Annotated in this window: 15 protein-coding genes; 10 read left to right on the top strand and 5 right to left on the bottom strand. The window is 62.2% G+C overall.

What is annotated here, in order from left to right; genetic code table 11:
* The first annotated feature begins 261 nt into the window (after positions 1–261).
* From QU44_RS12645 to QU44_RS12625, 5 genes are read left to right on the top strand one after another with little or no spacing between them, the layout of a single operon-like run.
* Positions 262–1,233, top strand: coding sequence for a glycosyltransferase (locus QU44_RS12645; RefSeq protein WP_197054315.1), 972 nt, complete (start codon positions 262–264; stop codon positions 1,231–1,233).
* Between the two features lie 31 nt (positions 1,234–1,264).
* Positions 1,265–2,740 carry a lipopolysaccharide biosynthesis protein gene (locus tag QU44_RS12640; protein WP_081988025.1) on the top strand — a complete coding sequence of 492 codons (1,476 nt, stop codon included), beginning with the start codon at positions 1,265–1,267 and terminating at the stop codon, positions 2,738–2,740.
* The gene (locus QU44_RS12635) at positions 2,737–4,206 is read left to right on the top strand and encodes an HAD family hydrolase (RefSeq protein WP_033922629.1); all 1,470 of its coding nucleotides are present in this window, start codon (positions 2,737–2,739) and stop codon (positions 4,204–4,206) included. The genes QU44_RS12640 and QU44_RS12635 overlap by 4 nt, the downstream gene beginning before the upstream one ends.
* 60 nt (positions 4,207–4,266) lie before the next feature.
* Positions 4,267–5,736, top strand: coding sequence for a GMC oxidoreductase (locus tag QU44_RS12630; RefSeq protein WP_052134801.1), 1,470 nt, complete (start codon positions 4,267–4,269; stop codon positions 5,734–5,736).
* Positions 5,733–6,164: a hypothetical protein gene (locus QU44_RS12625; protein ID WP_033922628.1), complete on the top strand. Its 432-nt coding sequence runs from the start codon at positions 5,733–5,735 to the stop codon at positions 6,162–6,164. The genes QU44_RS12630 and QU44_RS12625 overlap by 4 nt, the downstream gene beginning before the upstream one ends.
* A gap of 64 nt (positions 6,165–6,228) precedes the next feature.
* Here QU44_RS12625 and QU44_RS12620 read toward each other — a convergent pair whose 3' ends face one another.
* The 5 genes from QU44_RS12620 to QU44_RS12600 all read right to left on the bottom strand — a co-directional run bounded on the left by QU44_RS12620 (position 6,229) and on the right by QU44_RS12600 (position 10,653).
* Positions 6,229–6,483 carry a hypothetical protein gene (locus QU44_RS12620; protein WP_156141152.1) on the bottom strand — a complete coding sequence of 85 codons (255 nt, stop codon included), beginning with the start codon at positions 6,481–6,483 and terminating at the stop codon, positions 6,229–6,231.
* 84 nt (positions 6,484–6,567) lie between these two features.
* Positions 6,568–7,548, bottom strand: a complete 981-nt coding sequence (locus tag QU44_RS12615) for an NAD-dependent epimerase/dehydratase family protein (protein ID WP_033922626.1) — start codon at positions 7,546–7,548, stop codon at positions 6,568–6,570.
* Position 7,549: 1 nt separating this feature from the next.
* A complete protein-coding gene (locus QU44_RS12610) occupies positions 7,550–8,851 on the bottom strand; it encodes a UDP-glucose dehydrogenase family protein (protein ID WP_033922625.1) in 1,302 nt (433 codons plus the stop codon).
* Positions 8,852–8,953: 102 nt separating this feature from the next.
* Entirely contained in the window at positions 8,954–9,262 is a 309-nt protein-coding gene (locus QU44_RS12605; RefSeq protein ID WP_033922624.1) for a hypothetical protein, read from the bottom strand.
* On the bottom strand, positions 9,262–10,653 hold the full coding sequence (locus tag QU44_RS12600) for a sugar transferase (RefSeq protein WP_231621735.1): 1,392 nt from the start codon (positions 10,651–10,653) through the stop codon (positions 9,262–9,264). Before QU44_RS12600 ends, QU44_RS12605 begins: the two co-directional genes overlap by 1 nt.
* Positions 10,654–11,867: 1,214 nt before the next feature.
* On the opposite strand from QU44_RS12600, the gene murB reads away from it, so the two are divergent.
* The 5 genes from murB to QU44_RS12575 are packed head-to-tail and all read left to right on the top strand — an operon-like array spanning position 11,868 to position 19,598.
* Positions 11,868–12,872 (top strand): UDP-N-acetylmuramate dehydrogenase, encoded by a 1,005-nt coding sequence (murB, locus tag QU44_RS12595; protein ID WP_197054314.1) that lies wholly within the window; start codon positions 11,868–11,870, stop codon positions 12,870–12,872.
* Between the two features lie 27 nt (positions 12,873–12,899).
* Positions 12,900–14,213, top strand: a complete 1,314-nt coding sequence (locus QU44_RS12590) for a UDP-N-acetylglucosamine 1-carboxyvinyltransferase (protein ID WP_197054313.1) — start codon at positions 12,900–12,902, stop codon at positions 14,211–14,213.
* Positions 14,214–14,243: 30 nt separating this feature from the next.
* Positions 14,244–16,037, top strand: a complete 1,794-nt coding sequence (locus QU44_RS12585) for a type I secretion system permease/ATPase (RefSeq protein ID WP_081988024.1) — start codon at positions 14,244–14,246, stop codon at positions 16,035–16,037.
* Positions 16,034–17,413 carry an HlyD family type I secretion periplasmic adaptor subunit gene (locus QU44_RS12580; protein ID WP_033922623.1) on the top strand — a complete coding sequence of 460 codons (1,380 nt, stop codon included), beginning with the start codon at positions 16,034–16,036 and terminating at the stop codon, positions 17,411–17,413. Before QU44_RS12585 ends, QU44_RS12580 begins: the two co-directional genes overlap by 4 nt.
* A 55-nt stretch (positions 17,414–17,468) precedes the next feature.
* Positions 17,469–19,598, top strand: a complete 2,130-nt coding sequence (locus tag QU44_RS12575) for a GumC family protein (RefSeq protein WP_052134799.1) — start codon at positions 17,469–17,471, stop codon at positions 19,596–19,598.
* The last annotated feature ends 235 nt before the right edge of the window (positions 19,599–19,833 follow it).

Raw genomic sequence — 19,833 nt, 5'->3', positions numbered from 1 at the left:
GCCAAGCCCTTTTTCAGCAGCCTGTTAAAGCTAGCATGCTATTTCCATTCATACCCCGTCTAATCCATCGGAGCCGAACCATAAGCCGCTAGCCTTATGTATCGATTTCTTATACCGATTATCATGCTGCTTGGTGGGGGGCAGATCATCATCGGGCTTTTCCATATGTTGATTCACGCGTTTCCGGCGCGATCCAATCGCTGTCAAAATCCGTTTAATTACATTCTTTCTGAAGCACTTGAGGCGGAAGGACATGTAGTATTGGAAGGCGGCATCAAGCTTAGTACGCGCACCAAGGCCGATGTGGTGCTGCTGAACTGGCCGCAAGCGGCGACCCAGCAAAAGCTGTTCATCATGATCCGGCGAGTCGTCGCGCTGCTGGTGATATTGCTGGTGCAAAGGGCGCGCGGTGCCCAAATCATCTGGATCGTCCACAACTCGCACAACCACGACAGCGTCCGGCCCGAGGTCGAGCGGATTTTCATGTGGTTCGTGGTGTCGCTGATCACCGGAGCGGTTTTCCTGACCGAGGGATCGCGGCCGATCGGCTATGGTTGGCACCCCAAACTCGCCCGCCTGCCCTATGTGATCATGCCGCATCCCGTCTATGGCGACGCCTATCCCCGATCCCCCGAACGCACCGAGGCGCGCGTGCGCTTCGGTATCGCGTCGAACCGGCTCACCCTGGGCCTGGTCGGCGATTTAAAGAGCTATAAAGGGGTCGATGGCATTCTGAACGCGGTCGAAAAGATGCAGGGCTGCGATGTCGATGTGCTGCTGGCGGGCGCAGTGAGTGAAAGAGGCCTGGCTGCCCGGATCGAAAATGTGGTCGAACGCTCGGCCAGCACCGGCCGGTCGGTGACCCACGTCAACCACCGACTCGATGATGAAGAACTGATCGCGGCGCTTGCGGCACTCGATCTGCTGGTCTTGCCCTATTCCTGCGGGGAAAATTCGGGGATGGCGATTTTGGCGGCCGAGCATGGCACGCCGATCCTGGCGCGCTCGAACCCGTCGATCGACGAGCTTTCGATCACCCTGGGCGCAATGACGGTGCAGAAATTCTATGGTCGCCTCGAGGATCTCGATCTGGCGGCTGCGGTGCAAAACGCGCGGCGCGCCGACTTTGCAAAGCTCGATCGGTTCAAGGCACGTCATTCATCCAAAAGCTGCGCCCAGGCCCTGGCCGGCTTGTTCACCGCCCCCCAGCGCCTGACCGAAGTCGCGGCATGATGCCGAAAGCCCTGCGGATGATCGCTTGTTTATGTCCCTGAAGGGCCGGTTCATATCGAGCAGCCTGTGGTCCGTTGGTGCGTCCGTTTTCGACAATATGGCCAGCTTGTTCACGTTCATCGTGCTGGCGCGTATCCTCACGCCGTTCGAGTTCGGGACGGTGGCGTTCGCGCTGATCTTCATCAGCCTGTCGCGGGTATTCGTCCTTGCCGGCATTCCCGATGCGCTGATCCGCCGCGAAACCTGGGACGACAAATTCGCCTCCACCGCGTTCTGGACCAACAGCGCCATCGGCATCACCCTGGCGCTGGGGCTGTGCCTCGGCGCGGTGCCGTTGGTGATCGCTTTTTATGACCGGACCTTCGGCCTGGTACTGGCCGCGCTTTCGGCGACGCTGGTCATCGAAGGGCTGACGGCAGTGCATATCGCCAAATTGCGCCGCGATTTCCTGCACAAGATCATCGCCCGGCGCGGCATTGCCACCAACATCATCAGCAGCGTCATCGGCGTCGTGCTGGCGCTGACCGGCTGGGGCGTATGGGCAATCGTCATCAGCCGGGTGGTGGCGGTGTCCACCACCAGCCTGATCCTGTGGCGCGCCTCCAGCTTCCGGCCGCAGCGGCATTTTTCGATGACCGAACTCACCGAGATTGCCCGCTTTTCCGGCGCGGTGCTGGGCAGCCAGTTGCTCAACCAGGCAGGAAACCAGCTGCCGGCCATCTTCCTCGGCACCTTGCTAGGCCCCGCCGCGATCGGCCAGTATCGCGTCGGTGCCCGCCCACTCGAACTGATCACCAATTTGATCATCGTCCCGCTGCAATCGACCGCGGTGTCGGTCTTGAGCCGCCGCGCCGCCGACCGCGAAAGCCTGGGCAAGGCCTATACCCGCCTCACTTGCGCCTGCGCGGTCCTCAGTTGCCCGATATTTTTCGGCATCGCCGCGGTCAGCCCCGATGTCGTCGAACTGGCATTCGGCCCGCAATGGCAGGAGGCGGGATATGTCTTGCTGGCGATGTGCCTGATCGTCGGCGCGACCACGCTGGGATATTTCGAATCGCCCACGCTCAACGCCGCCGGACGAAGCGACCTCACCTTCCTCACCTCGCTGGTCGGCAGCGTGGGCAACGTCATCGGCGGCCTGTTCGGGCTGCAATTCGGCGCGGTGGGCGTCGCCGCCGCGCTGACGATCCGCGCGCATCTGACCATGCCGTTTGCCCTATCGCTGATACGAACCGCCACCGGCATCCGCGCGCGCCAGGCAGTGGCGAACATCATCGGACCCTATCATGCCGCCGCCTGGATGTTCGGTCTCGTCACCTTCACGCGGCTGTTCCTGCTCGATGATCAGCCGCTGGTCATGCGGCTCGCACTCTGCATCGCGCTCGGCGGGGTCCTCTATACCGTGCTGATGCTGTTACTGTTCCGCAAAAGCGCGACCGCGGTGCTCGACGAAATCGCGCCGTTTCTTCCCGAGCGGCTTCGCGGAAAATGGGGCTTCATCAAATGACCGGGAATCCGTCGGCCAAGACAGGCGACCGCTTTGCAGCGGCAGCAGGCGGTGACTGGGTCAAGAGCGAGTCCGACGCCGTTCGCATCGCCGCAACCCATCCGGGGACGGTGATCGTCGATCTCGACGAAACGCTGTACCTGCGCAATTCGACCGAACAGTTCATCGCATTGGCCTCGCCCGGCATCGTCGCGGCCGCGCTGCTGCGCGCGATCGAGATCGCCGGGCCATGGCGCTGGACCGGCGGGCAAGAAACCCGCGACAATTGGCGCGCCCTGCTCATCATGGTGCTGTTTCCCTGGACGATGTGGCGCTGGCGGCGGTTCTGCCGGGCCAACGCAGCGAAGTTCGCCAACGCCGCGCTAGGCGATGCGCTGGTGTCGCGCGGGGACGAGGTGATTATTGCCAGCAACGGATACCGCCCGATCATCACCCCGTTGCTTCAGGCGATGGCGATGCCGCGATCGCACCTGATCTGCTGCGACCTGCTGCGCTTCAGCCACCGGACGCGCGGCAAGCTCGAGCTTGTCCGCCCCTATCTGCACGATCAGCGGATTGCCGAGTCCGCCGTCATCACCGATTCGATGGCCGATAGCCTGTTGTTACAGGCATGCGCGGTCCCCGCCCTTACGGTCTGGAAGCAGGCCAAATATGAAAAGGCTTTTCGCGGCGTGATCTACCTGCCGGGGGACTATCTCGCCAAGGTGAAACGGCCCGGACAGGGCGCGCTGAAGGCGCTGCTCAAGGACGACCTGATCCTGTGGGTGCTGGTCGGTCTAACGCCGGGATTTTCGGTCTATTCGGTATTCGGCCTCGTTTTCCTCTTCTTCTCGATGTGGTCGTTCTACGAGATCGGCTATTACGACAATGACCGCTGCGCCCTGCAATATGAGGAGGATGGCAAGGTAACCGAGCAGGCGGCAGCCGGTCTCGATCCGCTTTTCCCGCTGCGCGCGGCGATCACCGGCGGCTTGCTCGGCCTGCTGGGAACGTGGTTGCTGGCGTCTGGCGACTGGCTGGCACTTGGTGCTGCGTGGCTGGGAGCGATGGCGATCCTGCATGTCGTCTATCGCTGGTATAATCGCGTCGACAAGGAAACGCGCGTCTGGCTGTATCTGCCGCTGCAGATGTTCCGATCGGGGTCGCTATTCCTGATCGTCACGGGCAGCGGTGCCGCCTTCGCGGTTGCCGGCAGCCAGATGATCGCGCGCTGGATCGATTACATCATCTATCGCCATGTCCGCATGATCGGCGCCGGATCGACCTTCCCCAAGCGACCGCAAAAGACCGTTCGGCTGGTCTTGTGCCTGTTGTTTCTTTCCCCCTTGCTATTGGCAGCGAATTGGAGCGCGTTCGCAGTCCCCGCCGCGCTGTGCATCCCCTATTACGTCTTTATCGCAACGAAACGCGAATATCACGCAATTGCGAAGCAATATCGAAGATTAGACAAGGATCGCGTTGCTTGACTTCATATCGGGCATAGTTATGCGCATCCAAGCACACGCTATCGGGGGCATGTTCTGCCAATGCTGAAGAATATCATCTCGGCCGAAACCGCAGCGGCAGGTTCCTATGACGTCATCCTCATCGGTACGGGGTTCGGCTCGTCGTTTTTCCTCAAGCGGCTGCTCGAAGAGCAACGCCCGCTGAAGGTCCTGGCGCTGGAAGCCGGCCCCTACACCCCCGCTGCCTGGCAGGCCGAGCACGAACAAAACTCCTATGCCGATTATAAGGCGACCTATAGCACCGAGAGTCCAAAGCCCTGGCAGTTCACCTGGGGCTTTGGCGGTGGCACGAATTGCTGGTTCGCGCAGACCCCGCGCTTTCTGCCGAGCGATTTTCGAACCAAGACGCTGTACGGCATCGGCGACGACTGGCCATTGGACTATGCCGCGCTCGAGCCTTATTATCAGCTCGCCGAGGACTTCATGGGCATTTCAGGGCCTGAAGACATGGCCACCATCCTGCCCCGGTCAAAGCCATTCCCGCAACCACCGCATCGCTTCACCGCAGTCGACCGGTTGATGAAGAAAGCGCAGCCCGATCGCCATTTCGTCATGCCGACCGCGCGTGCTCGGGTGGCAACCGAAACCCGAAACGCCTGTTGCGCCTCGCTCCGGTGCGGGCATTGCCCCGCCAATGCCAAGTTCAACGCCGACAATGGCGTGCTGCCGCTCTACAATGATCCGCGCGTGTCGGTGTGCCTCGAAGCGCCGGTCACCACGATCGACCATGATGCCAGCCAGGTCAGCGGCGTGCGGTTCTCGCATGGCGGCAAGGACTATAAGGCCAAGGCCGACCTGATCGTCCTGGGAGCCAACGCGATCCATGCGCCGGCGATCCTGCTGCGTTCGGGCATGAGCGACGGTCCCGTCGGCCAGGGCATCCACGAATCCTACGGCGCGCGCTTCGAAATCATGCTCGACGGCGTCGACAATCTCGATGGCAGCACCATCACGACCGGGATCAACTACACCCCGTATATCGGCGATTTCCGGAAGGATGTCGGCGGCAGCCTGTTGCAGTTCGACAATAGCTGGAAAGGCGGCTTGCGCGCTGAACCCGGCAGGTGGCGGCAAAAGCTGAACCTGATCGCGGTGACCGAGGATCTGTGGGAGGCGGAAAACCATGTCACCGCCGACCCGCTCGATCCGCGCAAGGCGATCGTCCATTACAAGGGACCATCGGACTATGCAGTGAAAGGCATGGACCGGTTGCGCGCTACCCTGCCCCAGATCCTGTCGCCGCTGCCGGTGGAGCGGATCGACTTTCAGGGCATCCGCGATACCGAAGCGCATTTGCAGGGGACGCTCAAAATGGGGTCGGCCAAGGCGACGTCGGTCGCCGATGCCTGGTCGGCGCATCACCGCTGGCGAAACCTGATCATAACGGGCACGTCGACCTTCCCGACTTGCTCATGCGCCAATCCCAGCCTCACCGCAGCGGCGCTGTCGATCCGTGCCGCCGACAAACTGTACCGGAGCACCGCGATATGAACGTCAGCCGGCGTGCCGTCTTCATCGGAACCGTGGCCGGCGCCGGCCTGATCGTCGCCGGCGGCGGCGCGCTCGCTCTATATCGCAGTGACGATCTGATCCGAAGCGTGCTGACCCGGTCGGTTGGCCCGTTCGAGATGGCGGCAGCCGAATATGCCGCGTTCAAGGCGCATTTCCTCGAAACCCGGAATATCGATCAGGCACAGGCCGCGGGTTATCTCGGGGCCGAAATGTTCGGCGTTCTGCGGACGGTCGCGAACGATGCCCCTGCGGTCGTCGGCAGCAAGTTCGACACGTTCGAACGGATGCTGGTCACCTATTTCCTGACCCGCACCACGTTTCTGCAAAACACGAAGCCGACCGATCCGGTGACGTTCCTGGGGCCGCAAAGCTGCTTCAATCCGTTCGCGCGTTTCGATTTCGATTGAACGCAGCACACGGGGGGCCGCTGCCCCGCTAACCCCGCCAGCCGACCGGCGAACTTGCATTGCGTCAAGCCTTGTGTCGCGCCTTCCAGAGTTGCCACCACGCCCGCTTGTCATGCAACGCCATGCCGCGCTGCTCGACCGCGCGGACCAAATCCCGTGCGAGGGAGCGTAGTTGACGATCGTCCAGCGACAAATCGACCCGGTCGAGCCGCCGCTGTTCAAACGCCTCATGACCTTCGAATAGCTGCAACCGCAGGACGATGCCCGAGGCCCCCTCGAACCGTCGCCAGCCGGCAACGCTCCGCACCATGGGTTGCATTATCGACTCCTCCCCGTTCATTGATTATTCACCAAGAATAGCAGGGAGCGCCGATCGTTTCGAGTCCGCTCTTATGCCGTAGTTTCAACGGCCATAATATTCGCGGTACCATTTGACGAAATTACCGATGCCCGCATCGAGCATCACCTTGGGCTGATAGCCGGTCAGCGCAGTCAATTTCGATATGTCGGCATAGGTCGCGGTGACATCGCCGGGCTGCATCGGCCGCATGACCTTGTCGGCCACGATCCCCAGCTTGCTCTCGAGCGTCGAAATCATCTCCATCAGCCCCACCGGATGCGAATCGCCGATATTCAGCACGCGATGGCCGCCATTTTCGGGCGGATGATCGAGCGCACCAATCACCCCATCGACGATGTCGTCGATATAGGTGAAGTCGCGCGCCATCTTGCCTTCGCCGTACACCTCGATCGATTCGCCCGCGAGGATCTTCTGGGTAAAGCCAAAGATCGCCATGTCGGGCCGGCCCCAAGGGCCATAGACGGTGAAAAACCGCAGCCCGGTTTGCGAATAGCGATACAGCTTCGCATAGCTCTCGCTCATCAGCTCGCACGACCGCTTGGTGGCGGCGTACAGCGACACCGGCTTCATCGCCGGCTCATCCTCCGAAAAGCCTGCGCCACCCATCGGCTTGTCGCCATAGACCGACGAGGAAGAGGCATAGACCAGATGCTCGAACCCGGGCGCATGGCGGCTGGCCTCCAACAGCGACAAATGCCCCTGCAGGTTCGACCGCTGATAGGCGAAGGGGTTTTCCAGGCTGTATCGAACGCCTGCCTGCGCGGCCAAATGGACGATCCGCACCACGCCATGGTCGCGCACCAATGCAGCGACTGCATCGGCGTCGGCGATATCGATCCGATGGAAGGAAAATCCAGCCTGGCCGTCAAAGGTCGCCAATCGCGCCTCTTTGAGCGACACGTCATAATAGTCGTTGACGATATCGATGCCGATCACGCGCTCGCCGCGTTCGAGCAGCCGGTGCGCGACGGCATGGCCGATAAAACCAGCCGCGCCGGTGACCAATACTGGATCGGACCGCATATCAGCGACCGATGCTGATGTACGTAAAGCCAGCAGCCCGCATTTGTTCGGGCTGATAGATGTTCCGCAAATCGACCAGGATCGGTGCAGTCAGCAGCGACTTGACCCGAGTCATGTCGAGCGCCCGGAACGCATCCCATTCGGTCAGGATCGCCAGCGCGTCGGCCCCGTCGATCGCTTCATACGGCCCTTCGCAATATTCGACATTGTCGAGCACCAGCTTGGCTTGCTCGACGCCTTCGGGATCGAACGCCTTCACCGTGGCGCCGGCATCCTGCAACGTCTGGATCACCGCGATCGCGGGCGAATCGCGCATGTCGTCGGTGTTCGGCTTGAAGGTCAGTCCCAGGATCGCGACCGTCTTGCCGCGCACATCGCCGCCCATCGCCGCGACGATCTTGCGACCCATCGCGCGCTTGCGGTTGTCATTGACCGCGACCACCGCTTCGACGATCCGCTGCGGCGCATCGTGATCCTGGCTGGTCTTCAGCAGTGCCAGCGTGTCCTTGGGGAAGCACGAGCCGCCATAGCCAGGCCCCGCATGCAGGAACTTCGAACCGATGCGGCCGTCGAGCCCGATGCCCCGCGCCACGTCCTGCACGTTCGCGCCGACCTTCTCGCACAGATCGGCAATCTCGTTGATGAAGGTAATCTTGGTCGCGAGGAACGCATTGCCGGCATATTTGATCAGCTCGGCGGTGCGGCGGCCGGTGACCAGGATCGGCGAGGCGTTGATGTGGAGCGGACGGTATACCTGCCGCATCACCTCGGTCGCGCGCTCGTCTTCCGAGCCGATCACGATCCGGTCGGGGCGCTTGAAATCGTCGATCGCCGCGCCTTCGCGCAGGAATTCGGGGTTCGACACCACGCCGAACTCAGCCGAAGGATTGACCTCGCGGATGATACGCTCGACTTCGTCGCCGGTGCCCACCGGCACCGTCGATTTGGTGACGATCACGGTATAGCCGGAGAGGGCCGCGCCGATTTCCTTGGCAGCAGCATAGACATAGGTCAGATCGGCATGGCCGTCGCCGCGGCGTGATGGCGTGCCAACGCCGATGAACACCGCATCGGCGTCCTTGACCGCTTCGCGCAGGTCGGTGCCGAAGCTCAGGCGGCCCGCCTTCACATTTCGCGCGACCAGCTCGTCGAGTCCGGGTTCGTAAATCGGCATCTTGCCGGCATGCAGCGCATCGATCTTGCGCTGATCCTTGTCGATGCAGACGACATCATGGCCAAAATCGGCGAAACAGGCACCAGAGACTAGTCCAACATAGCCCGAACCAATCATTGTGATGCGCATGCTAATTCCCGCCTGATTTCCGTAGATACCAAGCGGGCGCTAAACGATCCGCCCTTGCAAAAGCAAGCGCCGACTTCGTCTTTGGCGGCCAGCTACCGCGCTTTAGGCAAGAAAAGCGACGACCGCACCACAGGCTGCGATGAAAGCAATTGGCCCCATCGCGCTCGACAGCCGCCTGATCCATCGCTCACTCGTGGGGATCGGTTCGGCAGGCAACAGCCAATGGCCGAAGTCGAGCATGTCGTCGTCCGCCGACGCAACGACAGCAATCGGTACCGGATCGGTATCGGCTACTGGTTTCGGGCTATATGCATATCTTGCCATAGGCGAGGTGTGCATGATCTGCGTTGAAAAGCGGTTAGCGCGGATGGTAAATAGCGCATAACCATCCGCGCGCATTGGCTGGCGCATCAGAATGCGTTCTTGTGCACCACCACCGTGATCGTCGAGACCAATATCTCGAAATCGCGCCAGATCGACCAGCCGGCGATATATTCCAGATCGGCTTGCAACCGCCGCGTCAAATCGCCGCGCTGCGATGTCGCGCCGCGAAATCCGCGCACCTGCGCCAGGCCGGTAATGCCCGGCTTTAGGGCATGTCGATGCCAATAGCGCTCGTCGACGTCCCAGAACAAATCCTGGCCAGCGAGCGACCCGAGCGCATGGGGGCGAGGCCCGACGATGCTCATCGACCCGAACAGCACATTCAGCAATTGCGGCAGTTCATCGAGGCTGGTTTTGCGGATGAACGACCCCACTCGCGTGATGCGCAGGTCGTCGCGGCTCGATGAGACATTGCCGTCGGGGTCGCACATCTCGCTGCGCATACTGCGGAATTTATATACCTCGAACAGCGCATTGCCGCGCCCCACCCGCTTCTGCTTGAAGAAAACAGGACCGGCGCTGTCGGCCTTGATCGCGATGGCGATCAATATCAGCAGCGGCATCAGCACCACCAACGCAGGAACCGCAAAGCACAAGTCGAAGCTACGCTTCAAAATGCGATTGCGCAGCGACAAGGGGCCGGTTGCCACCACCAGCGTCGATCGGTCGCCGATCTTGCCGATGCCGATCGCGCCGACGGCGTCGAATTCGGTCGAGGCGATTTCCGCCTGGATATTCGCGCCTTTGAGCAACATCGCCCATGACCGCTGCGCCTCGGGACGACAGGCGATGACGACTCGATCAATCCCGCGCAGCCGCGCCGCCAGCCGATTGAGCATCATCGGATCGCGCAGGTCGGGCTTCAGTGCAGCCCGATGCGCGTCCAGCACCGCGACATGGGGGGGGCAGGTGATCGCCATATCATCGAGGATCACCAGCTCGGACGTCACATCGCCCTTGATCGCGTGCCCGACTCCATAGGAAAAAAGCGTTCGCGCAACGGTCACCAGCAGGAAGCTGGTGACCATGCTGATGCCCATCGCTTCGCGCGACAGGTCCTGCATGACGCGGAGATAGTAAAATAGCAGCAGGGTCGAGGCAAAGGCAAAGGCGAGCGACGCCCATACTCGCGACGTACCGGTGCGATGCGACCGCAACACCGCGATCGAATACGCCCCGCTATTAAACGCCGTCCCGAGGAAAATTGGCAGCACCGCAATCGCAACGTCGAATTCGGAACGCGAAGTGATGTTGCCGAAGTGAAACCACGAGCCAAACGCAAACGCGCCAAGTACGCTCAGCGCATCGCTCAGCACCAGTATCGCGTACAGACCAAGCCGAACCCGGTTTCGGTACAGGGCACGGCCCGACGTGTGGGTTTCTTGGGCGATCGGCAGGGTCTTCGTTTCGAAATTCAAGCGGTTTCCCCTCTGCCGCATAGCCGGCGGTGCGATGTGCGCCGCAGCCATCATTTCGATATCCGCGCAGTAGTTCGGCAGTCTGACATGCGGTAGCGAACAAAGGATATCGTCAGGTTAAGGTTAAGCGCGCCATCCGTCGACCGCTATTCGCTATCCCCGCTCCATCTTCGTTGCCACCGATAAGTGCTTCCGCCGATGCCAGTACATGCCGCACTGCACAATGCAACAGCGGCAGAACGGGCCACGCTTGCGTTTATCTGCAAAAACTTGTGATTTCATCCGATTCGGATGAATGCCGAACGGCTACCTCGGCGAATCGCTTTGCGCAAGCGCGCCGCGCCCGGCGATTTCAAGTCGAGCACGCCGAACGACCGGAGCAGCGATCGAACGACAACTGTGCCGAATTGAGCTAGTGGATTGATTTTGACATTCGCATCCCGCCTGCGGCACGCTGTCGCTGCGAATGTCAAAATCATAAAATCCACTAGAACCACATAATTGCTAGTGGTCCTGGAGATTCTGACATTTGCTCCTGACTGAGCCGAAGGGGGTAGCAAATGTCAGAATCGGACCACTAGGTTGGATTGGCGGGCAATGCCGGCCCCACCACGAAAATGGTCACCCGGGTGAAGCGCGCTCCGGATTGGCCGCGCTCCATCCCGCTCCCTTTTCTGGAAAGACATATTGGTGGCGCGTCCAGGCAACGCCATAACCTACGCGAATACCAGCCTAACTGTCTGGCAACCCGCAACGATTTGACCAATCGATCAGCTAGCTGAGCACCACGGACAGCGTGGCAACCCATATCATCGAGCCGACCAGCAACGACGATGTAAGCGCTCGCATCGCGCGCGTGCCAGCAATGGCTTCACGAACGGTCTTATCGCCGCGAGTATTTGAAAAGCTGTCCACGACCGACCTCTCCTAGTTTTTTTCGGTACCGCCCGGTATCGTTGGCGCGCTGGCATTGCCCGGTGTGTACCAGAATGAGAATGTACCGTTCGTGTGGTTGACACAAGGAAAAAGATGCAGTTTTGAACATCGGGCACGGAGAAATCTTGGGTGCAGGATCGGCCCCATATCAGACGGTCCGTGATCGCTGCTCGTTGAGCCGACAAACCAACGCTTCCATCCCCCGCGCTTGCTGCTATCCCCAGCCCGTGGCGGGTCCAAGACTGCAGCGGTACCATGCCAAATGATGGAGCATCGCGATGACGACGTTGATCGGATCAGCGGCCAGATCGCCGTTGGACGCGGCGGCGCGGGCGCTGGCAAATGCAATGCCCCCCGCCGAAATCGCCTTCGACGTCCCATTGGCATCGCTCGGCCGCTGGCAAATCGGCGGCCCCGCTGACATCGTCGTCACCCCGACCGATGCTGGTTCGCTTGCCCTCACACTGCGGTTGATCGCCGACCTGGGCGTGCCGCATATCATCCTGGGCGACGGTTCGAACCTGCTGTTCGACAATGCCGGATTTCGCGGCGTCGTGATCCGCATCGGTCGTGCTTTCGACTCGCTGACGCTCGAAGACGATGGCGTCGTCGTTGCCGGGGCCGGCTGGTGGGTTCCCAGTTTCGTGCGGCATCTCATCAACGCCGGCCTGTCGGGTGCCGTGCATGCCATTGGCATTCCCGGTACGCTGGGCGGCCTCGTCACGATGAACGGCGGCAGCCAGCGCAAGGGCATCGGCGACAATGTACTGTCGGTCGATGTCGTCGATCGCCATGGGATGCCGAGGAGGCTGGAGCATCACGAGCTCGGCTATGGCTATCGCCGATCCCGTCTTCAGTCGGGCGAGCATATCGTCACCGCGATCCGGTTCCGGTTCGAGCGCGCCGACCCGTCGGCGCTTCGCCGCGAAGCGATCGACATTCTTCGCTCACGCCGCGCCAAATTTCCCAAGGTGCGCGCCAATTGCGGCTCGGTCTTCGTCAGCGATCCCAAGCTCTACAGCCTGATCGGGCCGCCGGGCCTGGCGATCGAGAAGGCCGGGCTCAAGGGATTTGCCATCGGCGATGCCCAGTTTTCACCTGAACATGCCAATTTCATCGTTAATAACGATTCGGCTCGATCGCAGGACGTTTTGGCGCTAATCGCGCTCGCGCGCAGTCGTGTCTACGATCTAACCGGCATAGCGATGAATGCCGAAGTCCGTCACCTTTCGCCCGATGGCACGATGCGACCCGCCCATGAGGTTGCGCCTGCCGCCGGATAAACATCAGCATGGCCCGGAGTATCGACCATGAATCACGCCACTGCCGCCGCAATGAAGACGTCGCCATCCGATACCGGCGAGGGCGCGGCTGAAGCGCGCATTCTCGAAGTCACTCGCTCCAAACTCGAGGGACAGGTCCGGGTCAGCGGCGCAAAGAACAGCGTGTTGCGCTTGCTTGCGGCATCGTTGCTGACGTCGGAGCGGATCGTTCTGGATAATTACCCCGATCAGCTGCTCGACGCGATCGTCCATGTCGGCATGCTCGAAGCGCTCGGGAAAAGCTGCACCGTCGCAAACGGCGCGCTCACCATCACCGAAGCAAAGGCGCCCGAGAGCCATCTTCAATGGGAAGGCAGGTCGATCCGCAACACCCTGCTCATCCTGGGTGCGCTGGTCGCGCGCACCGGGGCGGGCAGCGTGCCGATGCCCGGCGGCTGCGACCTTGGCGATCGCAAGACCGACTTGCACGAAATGCTGCTGACGAAGCTGGGCGCGCGGGTGTGGTATGAAGGCGAGCGGCTGTTCGCCGAAGCGCCGGGCGGATTGACCGGCGCTGAAATCGTCCTGCCGCTGCGTTCGACCGGCGCAACCGAGAATGCGCTGATCGCGGCGTCGCTGGCGCGCGGCAAGACGGTGCTGTGGAACCCGCATATCCGCCCCGAAATCCTCGATCTAGCCAATTTCCTGCGCCGGATGGGAGCAAAGATCCAGGTTAACGGCCAGGAAAGCATCGAGATCACCGGGGCCGAGCAACTCGACGGCATCGTGCATCGCGTGATGCCCGACAATATGGAAGCGATGACCTGGGTCATTGGTTCGGTGATCACCGGCGGCGACGTCGAAATCCACGACTTTCCCGCGCAGGATCTCGAAGTGCCGCTGATCTTCCTACGCGAAAGCGGTGCCAAGATTTTCCGCGACGGCGACATCGCGATCGTCCGGTCGGGACGGCCTTATCCGGTCGAAATCAGTACCGGCCCCTATCCCGGCATCAATTCGGACATGCAGCCGCTGTTCGCCGCGATGGGCGCTTGCGCCAAGGGCGAATCGCGGATCGTCGACCTGCGCTTTGCCGGTCGCTACGCTTATCTCGAAGAATTCGCCAAGATGGGCGTGCAAAGCGCGATCCGGGGCGACACCGCGCATATCCATGGGGCCGCGCACCTGCACGGTGCCGATGTCCGCGCCCTTGATCTTCGCGCCGGGGCGGCGCTGGCGTTGCTCGGCATGGTGGCCGACGGCACCACCCGAATTGCCGATGCTTGGCAGATCGAGCGCGGCTACGACAAATTTCTGGCAAAAGCGAAAGCACTTAACGCGGGAATAAACTATCGTACGTAGTGAGGCGCGACTCAAACGGACGATAACGGCATGGCGGCGGACCAATTCAGCGAACCCAATCCCCTGCGCGCGGCGCTTCGGGCGTGTAAACGGCACTTTGTATATGCCGGGATATTCTCCGGGCTGATCAACATATTATACCTCGTCCCGTCGGTTTTCATGCTGCAAGTATATGACCGGGTGGTGCCGACCCGGGGTGTCGAAACGCTGCTGGTGCTGACGCTGATCCTGGTCGTGTCGTTGGTGGTGTTCGCATTGCTCGATGCGGTGCGAATGCGATTGCTGCTGCGGGCAAGCGTGCGTCTCGAACGGATGGCGGCGTCGAACATCATCCACCGGATCCTGGGCGCCAGCGGTGCAAATCCGATGGAGCGCGCGCAGGCGATGCGCGACTTCGATACACTGCGCGGTACGCTCACCGGGCCGGCGATCGTTGCGCTGTTCGATGCGCCCTGGGCACCGATCTACATCCTGATTTCCTGGCTGTTGCACCCGCTCATCGGCGTCCTCGCGCTGGTGAGTTCGCTGCTGCTGATCGGCCTTGCGGTGTGGAGCGATTACGCCACGCGCAAGCAGCTTGCCGAAACCGCGCATCGCTCGGCAGTTTCGTATCGCGGGCAGGATTATTCGATCCAGGCTTCCGAAGTCGCCCGATCGCTGGGGATGCGCGGCGCGCTCGTCACCCGCCATCTGGTCGAACGCGCCGATCTGGTCCGCCGGCAGGGCGAAATCGCCTCGACCTCGGGCACGTTCCTTGCCGTCACCAAGTTTCTGCGGATGCTGCTGCAATCGCTGGCACTGGCGCTGGGTGCCTATCTTGCGATCAATCAGGAAATATCGGCGGGCGCGATCTTTGCCGCCTCGCTGATCCTGGGCCGGGCGTTGCAGCCGGTCGAACAGATTCTCAACGCGATGAAGAACGTGATGAGCGCGCAGAACGCCTACAAAGGGCTCGATAATTTCTGCAAGCTGCCCGACGTCACCGTCATTCCCACCACCCTGCCCACTCCGGTCGGTCGGCTGGAGGCAAGCGGCGTCACCGTGCGCGCACCGGGCAGTGACCGCGTGCTGCTCCACGACATCAATTTCACGATCGAGCCGGGCGAGATCGTCGCGCTGGTCGGGCCGAGCGGGGCGGGCAAATCGACCTTGTTGCGCGTGCTTGCCGGCGCGATCGAACCCGATGAGGGCGAAGTGCGAGTCGATGGCGCGCGCCTTGCCGACTGGAACCGCGAGGAGCTGGGCCGGCACGTCGGCTATATGCCGCAAACCCCGACGCTGTTCCCCACCAGCGTCCACGCCAACATCGCCCGGTTCCGCGGGTTCGAGCAAGCCGGCGGTCCCGAACTCGATCGCCTGGTGGTCGAGGCGGCGCAGCTTGCAGGCGCGCATGAACTGATCCTGCGCTTTGCCAATGGCTATGAAACCCAACTCGTCGTGCGCGAAAGCGGCGGCTTGTCCGCCGGCCAGCGGCAGGTCGTCGCGCTCGCGCGCGCCCTGTTCGGATCGCCGACGATCCTGTTCCTCGATGAACCCAATGCGCATCTCGATATCGCCGGCGAATCGCGCTTGATGGCGACGCTGGGGGAGCTGCGCAAACGCGGTGCGACGGTTATCGTCTCGACCCACCGCACCGGGCTGCTCCAGGCGGCCGACAAGGTGATGTTGCTGCGCGACGGTACGATCCAGCTCTTTGACGAACGCCAAAAAGTAGTACGCCCAGCGCCGGTGCCGACTGCGGGCGAGGACCGGCTGACCAACGGGCCGCCCAATCTCGGCAATCGCGGCAACGACATCCCGAAAAGCGAAGGAGCCTCGGCGTGAGCAGCGACGTCATCGTTCAACGGGCGCAGGAAGTCCTGCCCACGCCGCGCAGCGTGGCCGAACAGCTCGAACTTCAGGATTCGCCGCGGCGCGCGATCCTGATCGGGGCCGGCGTGGCGATCTTCTTCTTCGTCATCCTACTCGGCTGGGCGGCGGTCGCACGATTGGATGCAGCGGCGGCCGGCCAGGGCCAGGTCGTGGTGTCGGGCAACCGCCAGACCGTCCAGCACCGTGACGGCGGCATCGTCCAGTCGCTCGACGTTCGCGAAGGCCAGAATGTGAAGCGCGGCCAAATTTTGGTCCGGCTTGAGGGAGCCGAGGTTGCCGCGACCGAACGCGCGCTGGCAGGCAGCGTGATCGACCTCCAGGCGCAGCGCGCCCGGCTCGAGGCCGAGATTCGCGGCACCCCGATCATCTGGCCCGCCACCTTCGAATCGGCGACCGGTGACGATGCCGTCCTGGTCCAACGCGCCAAGACGTTGCAGCTCGCGCAGGTGAATGCACGGCGCAATTCGCTGGCAGCCAACAGCGCGGTGCTGCGCTCGCAGGAATCGGCCATATCCAGCCAGTCGCAGGGCTATAGCGCGCAATCGAGTGCCAGCTCGCAGCAACGCGCCTCGTTGCAGCAACAGCTCGAAAGCACGCGCAAGCTCGCCGATGACGGCTATGTCTCGCGCAATTCGGTGCGCGCGATCGAACGCTCGATCCAGCAATTGGAGGGTGCCGACGCCGACTATACCGCGCGCGCGGCGGCTGCCCAGGCGCAGGTCGGGCAGACTCGCAAGGAAACGATCCAGAACGTCAGCCGCTATCGCGAAGATGCCGCCACGCTGCTGCGCGATACCCAGTTCCAGCTGAACGAAGCGATGCCGAAATGGATTTCGGCGCGCGAACAGCTCGATCGCACCGTGATTCGCGCACCCGTCACCGGCAAGGTCGTGGCCCTCAAGGTATTCACCCAGGGCGGCGTCGTCCAGGCAGGGCAACCCATCCTCGACATCGTTCCTGACGCCGCACCGCTGATCGTGCGGGCCAGCTTCGAGCCGAGCGACATCGACGGCGTCTATGAAGGGCGCACCGCCGAAGTGAAGTTCCTGTCGATCCACGATCGCGATCTGCCGATCCTGCTCGGGTCGGTACGCAATGTGTCTGCCGACAGCCTTCGTGACGAGCAGACAGGCCGCAGCTTCTTCACCGCCGATATCGTGGTTCCGACGTCCCAGATCGCGATGCTGCGGGCGTCACGCGGCGAAGATACCGGCATCCGCGCCGGTGTGCCGGTTTCGGTGCTAATCAATCTCAAGAAACGTACCGCACTGCAATATATGCTTGATCCGCTCACCGAAACGTTCAGACGTTCGATGAACGAGCGTTGACGCCGGATTGCTCCTGCCTATTGGGGAGCCTGCAGGCACAAAGGGGCTTTGGCCAATGGATATGAATGCTACCCTCGCACGCGACGAGGCCGGAGCCAGCGAAGCGCGGCTGATCGATTTACGACAGATCGGCGCAACAATACGTCGGCGCCAATGGTGGATTCTTGGCGTCATCGCGATCGTGCTGATCGCGACCGCGGTCGCCTATGTGCTCACCCCGGTGCGATACCAGGCCAGCGCGACCGTCGCGCTCGATCGCCGGGTCGACGATCTGGTGACGACCGAAAATGCCAATCCGACGCTGACCACCGATTCGCCCTCGGTCGATACCGCAGTGCAGGTGCTCACCTCGGTGCAGCTTGCCAGCGAAGTCGTCGACAAATTGCAACTGGCCAATGTCGAGGGCCTGGGCCGAAGCGCGGATGGCCCCTCCACCCCCGAAGCCGATCGCCGTCGCGCGATCAACGTCGTCCGCAGCAACCTGCTGGTCGAGCGTAGCGGGCTTTCCTACGCGATCGCGATCACCTTCACCTTCAGCGATCCAAAGATCACCGCGGCGGTGGCAAACGGTATCGCCGAGCAATATGTCTCGCGGCAGCGCACCGGCAAGGAGGGCGTGCGCGACGAGCAGACCGAATTGTTGCGCGAGCGTATTCAAAAGCTTCGCGGTGAAGTGATCCAGGCTGAGCAACAGGTCGCCAATTATCGCGGCGCGACCAACCTGATCGCGGTCGATCAGGGCGGCACGTCGGTACAGCAACAGCTGTCGACGCTGAACACGACGCTGGCCGGCGCACAGGCCGAGGAAGCAGCGGCCCGCGCACGCCTTACGGCATTGGGCGGCAAGGGGGCCGGCGAATCGGCATCGGGCCTGCTCAGCCAATTGCGCTCGCAGGAAGCACAGCTCAGCTCGGAGCGCGCAGGCCTCGCCAGCCGTTACGGTCCACTGCATCCCGATCTCACCCGGATCGATCGCCAGCTGGCGGATATCCGGACGAATATCGCGGCTGAACAAGGCCGTATTCGTGCCGGGTTACAGGCCGATCTCAACGTGGCATCGGGCCGCGTCAGCGCCATTCGCAATGCCATCGGGCAAGCGACCGGCAGCCTTGCCGATGGCAACGCCGCCTCGGTCCAGCTTGCCGAGCTTGAGCGCAATGCCGAATCGACTCGCTCGATCTATCAGGCATTGCTCGACCGGTATCGCCAGTCGGTTGCCGGGCAAGGCACCGATCAGAGCAATGCCTATGTCATCTCGCGCGCGCTCGTGCCCGGCATGCCATTCTTCCCCAGCCTGCCGCTGTTCGCGATGGGCGGTCTAGCCGCTGCGTTGCTCGCGTCGATGCTGCTGGTCCTTGTGCTCGAAATGCTCGAACAAGGTTTCAAGTCGCGCCAGGACATCGAGGACAAGCTTGGCCTGGCGATGCTCGGCACCGTCCCCGATCTTCGCACCATTCCGGGCGTGAAGGCGCGGACGCGCGATCCGATGGGGCCGGCGGCGTATCTGGTGGAAAACCCCGGCTCGATCTACAGCGAGGCGTTTCGCAGCATCCGAACCGCGCTGCGGCTGGGCCATGCCGATCAGGCGGTGCGAACCCTAGCAATCTCCTCGGCGCTGCCGAATGAAGGTAAGACCACCACCGCGATCTGCCTGGCGCGCTCGGCGGCGCTTGCGGGCCAGCGCGTGGTGCTGGTCGATTGCGACGTTCGCCGCCGCGCGTCGACTCGGTCGCTCGCAAGCAAGGCCGAACTGGGCCTTATCGAAGTGCTCAAGGGCGAGGTGCCGCTCGAAAGCGCGTTGCTGCGCGATGAAGCATCGGGGATGCTGGTCCTTGCCCAAAGTGCCAAGGACACCAGCGATTTCGACCTGATGACCTCGACCGAAATGCAAAGCCTGATCCAGGAATTGGGCAAGCGTTTCGATCTTGTGGTGCTGGATACCGCACCCGTCCTGCCGCTCGCAGAAGCGCGCGCGATCGCCGGCATGGCCGACGGCGTCCTGTTCGTGACCCGCTGGCGCAAGACGCCGGTACATGCCTCGCGCGTCGCGCTCGATCTGCTCGCGCGCGCCGGTGCCGATGTGAAGGGTGTTGCCATGACGCTGGTGAACATCCGCCATCAGTCACGCGCGGGCTACGGCGATGAAATGATGTATTACAAGCAGTTCAAGCAATATTATACCTGACCTGACGATGGCGGAAGGATCGGCCTTGCCGGTCCTTCCGCAGCATGGACGACCAAGGGCTTCAGGTAGGAAACCGGCCTTGGCGATCTGTCCAGCGGCGAACACCGCCATGGCACCGACCACCATCGCCATAACCTCGAATCTGCCGCCGGCTTTCGCGTGGCCGCACCGACGCGACCCTGCGGTGCCACCGCACGCGAGATCGCCAAATATATGGTTGATTACGCAGTAGCGT

The organism is Sphingomonas sp. 37zxx, assembly GCF_000786205.1.
Classification (GTDB): Bacteria; Pseudomonadota; Alphaproteobacteria; order Sphingomonadales; family Sphingomonadaceae; genus Sphingomonas.
The sequence above is the reverse complement of the archived record's forward strand: the minus strand, read 5'-3'. Positions and strand labels throughout refer to the sequence as shown.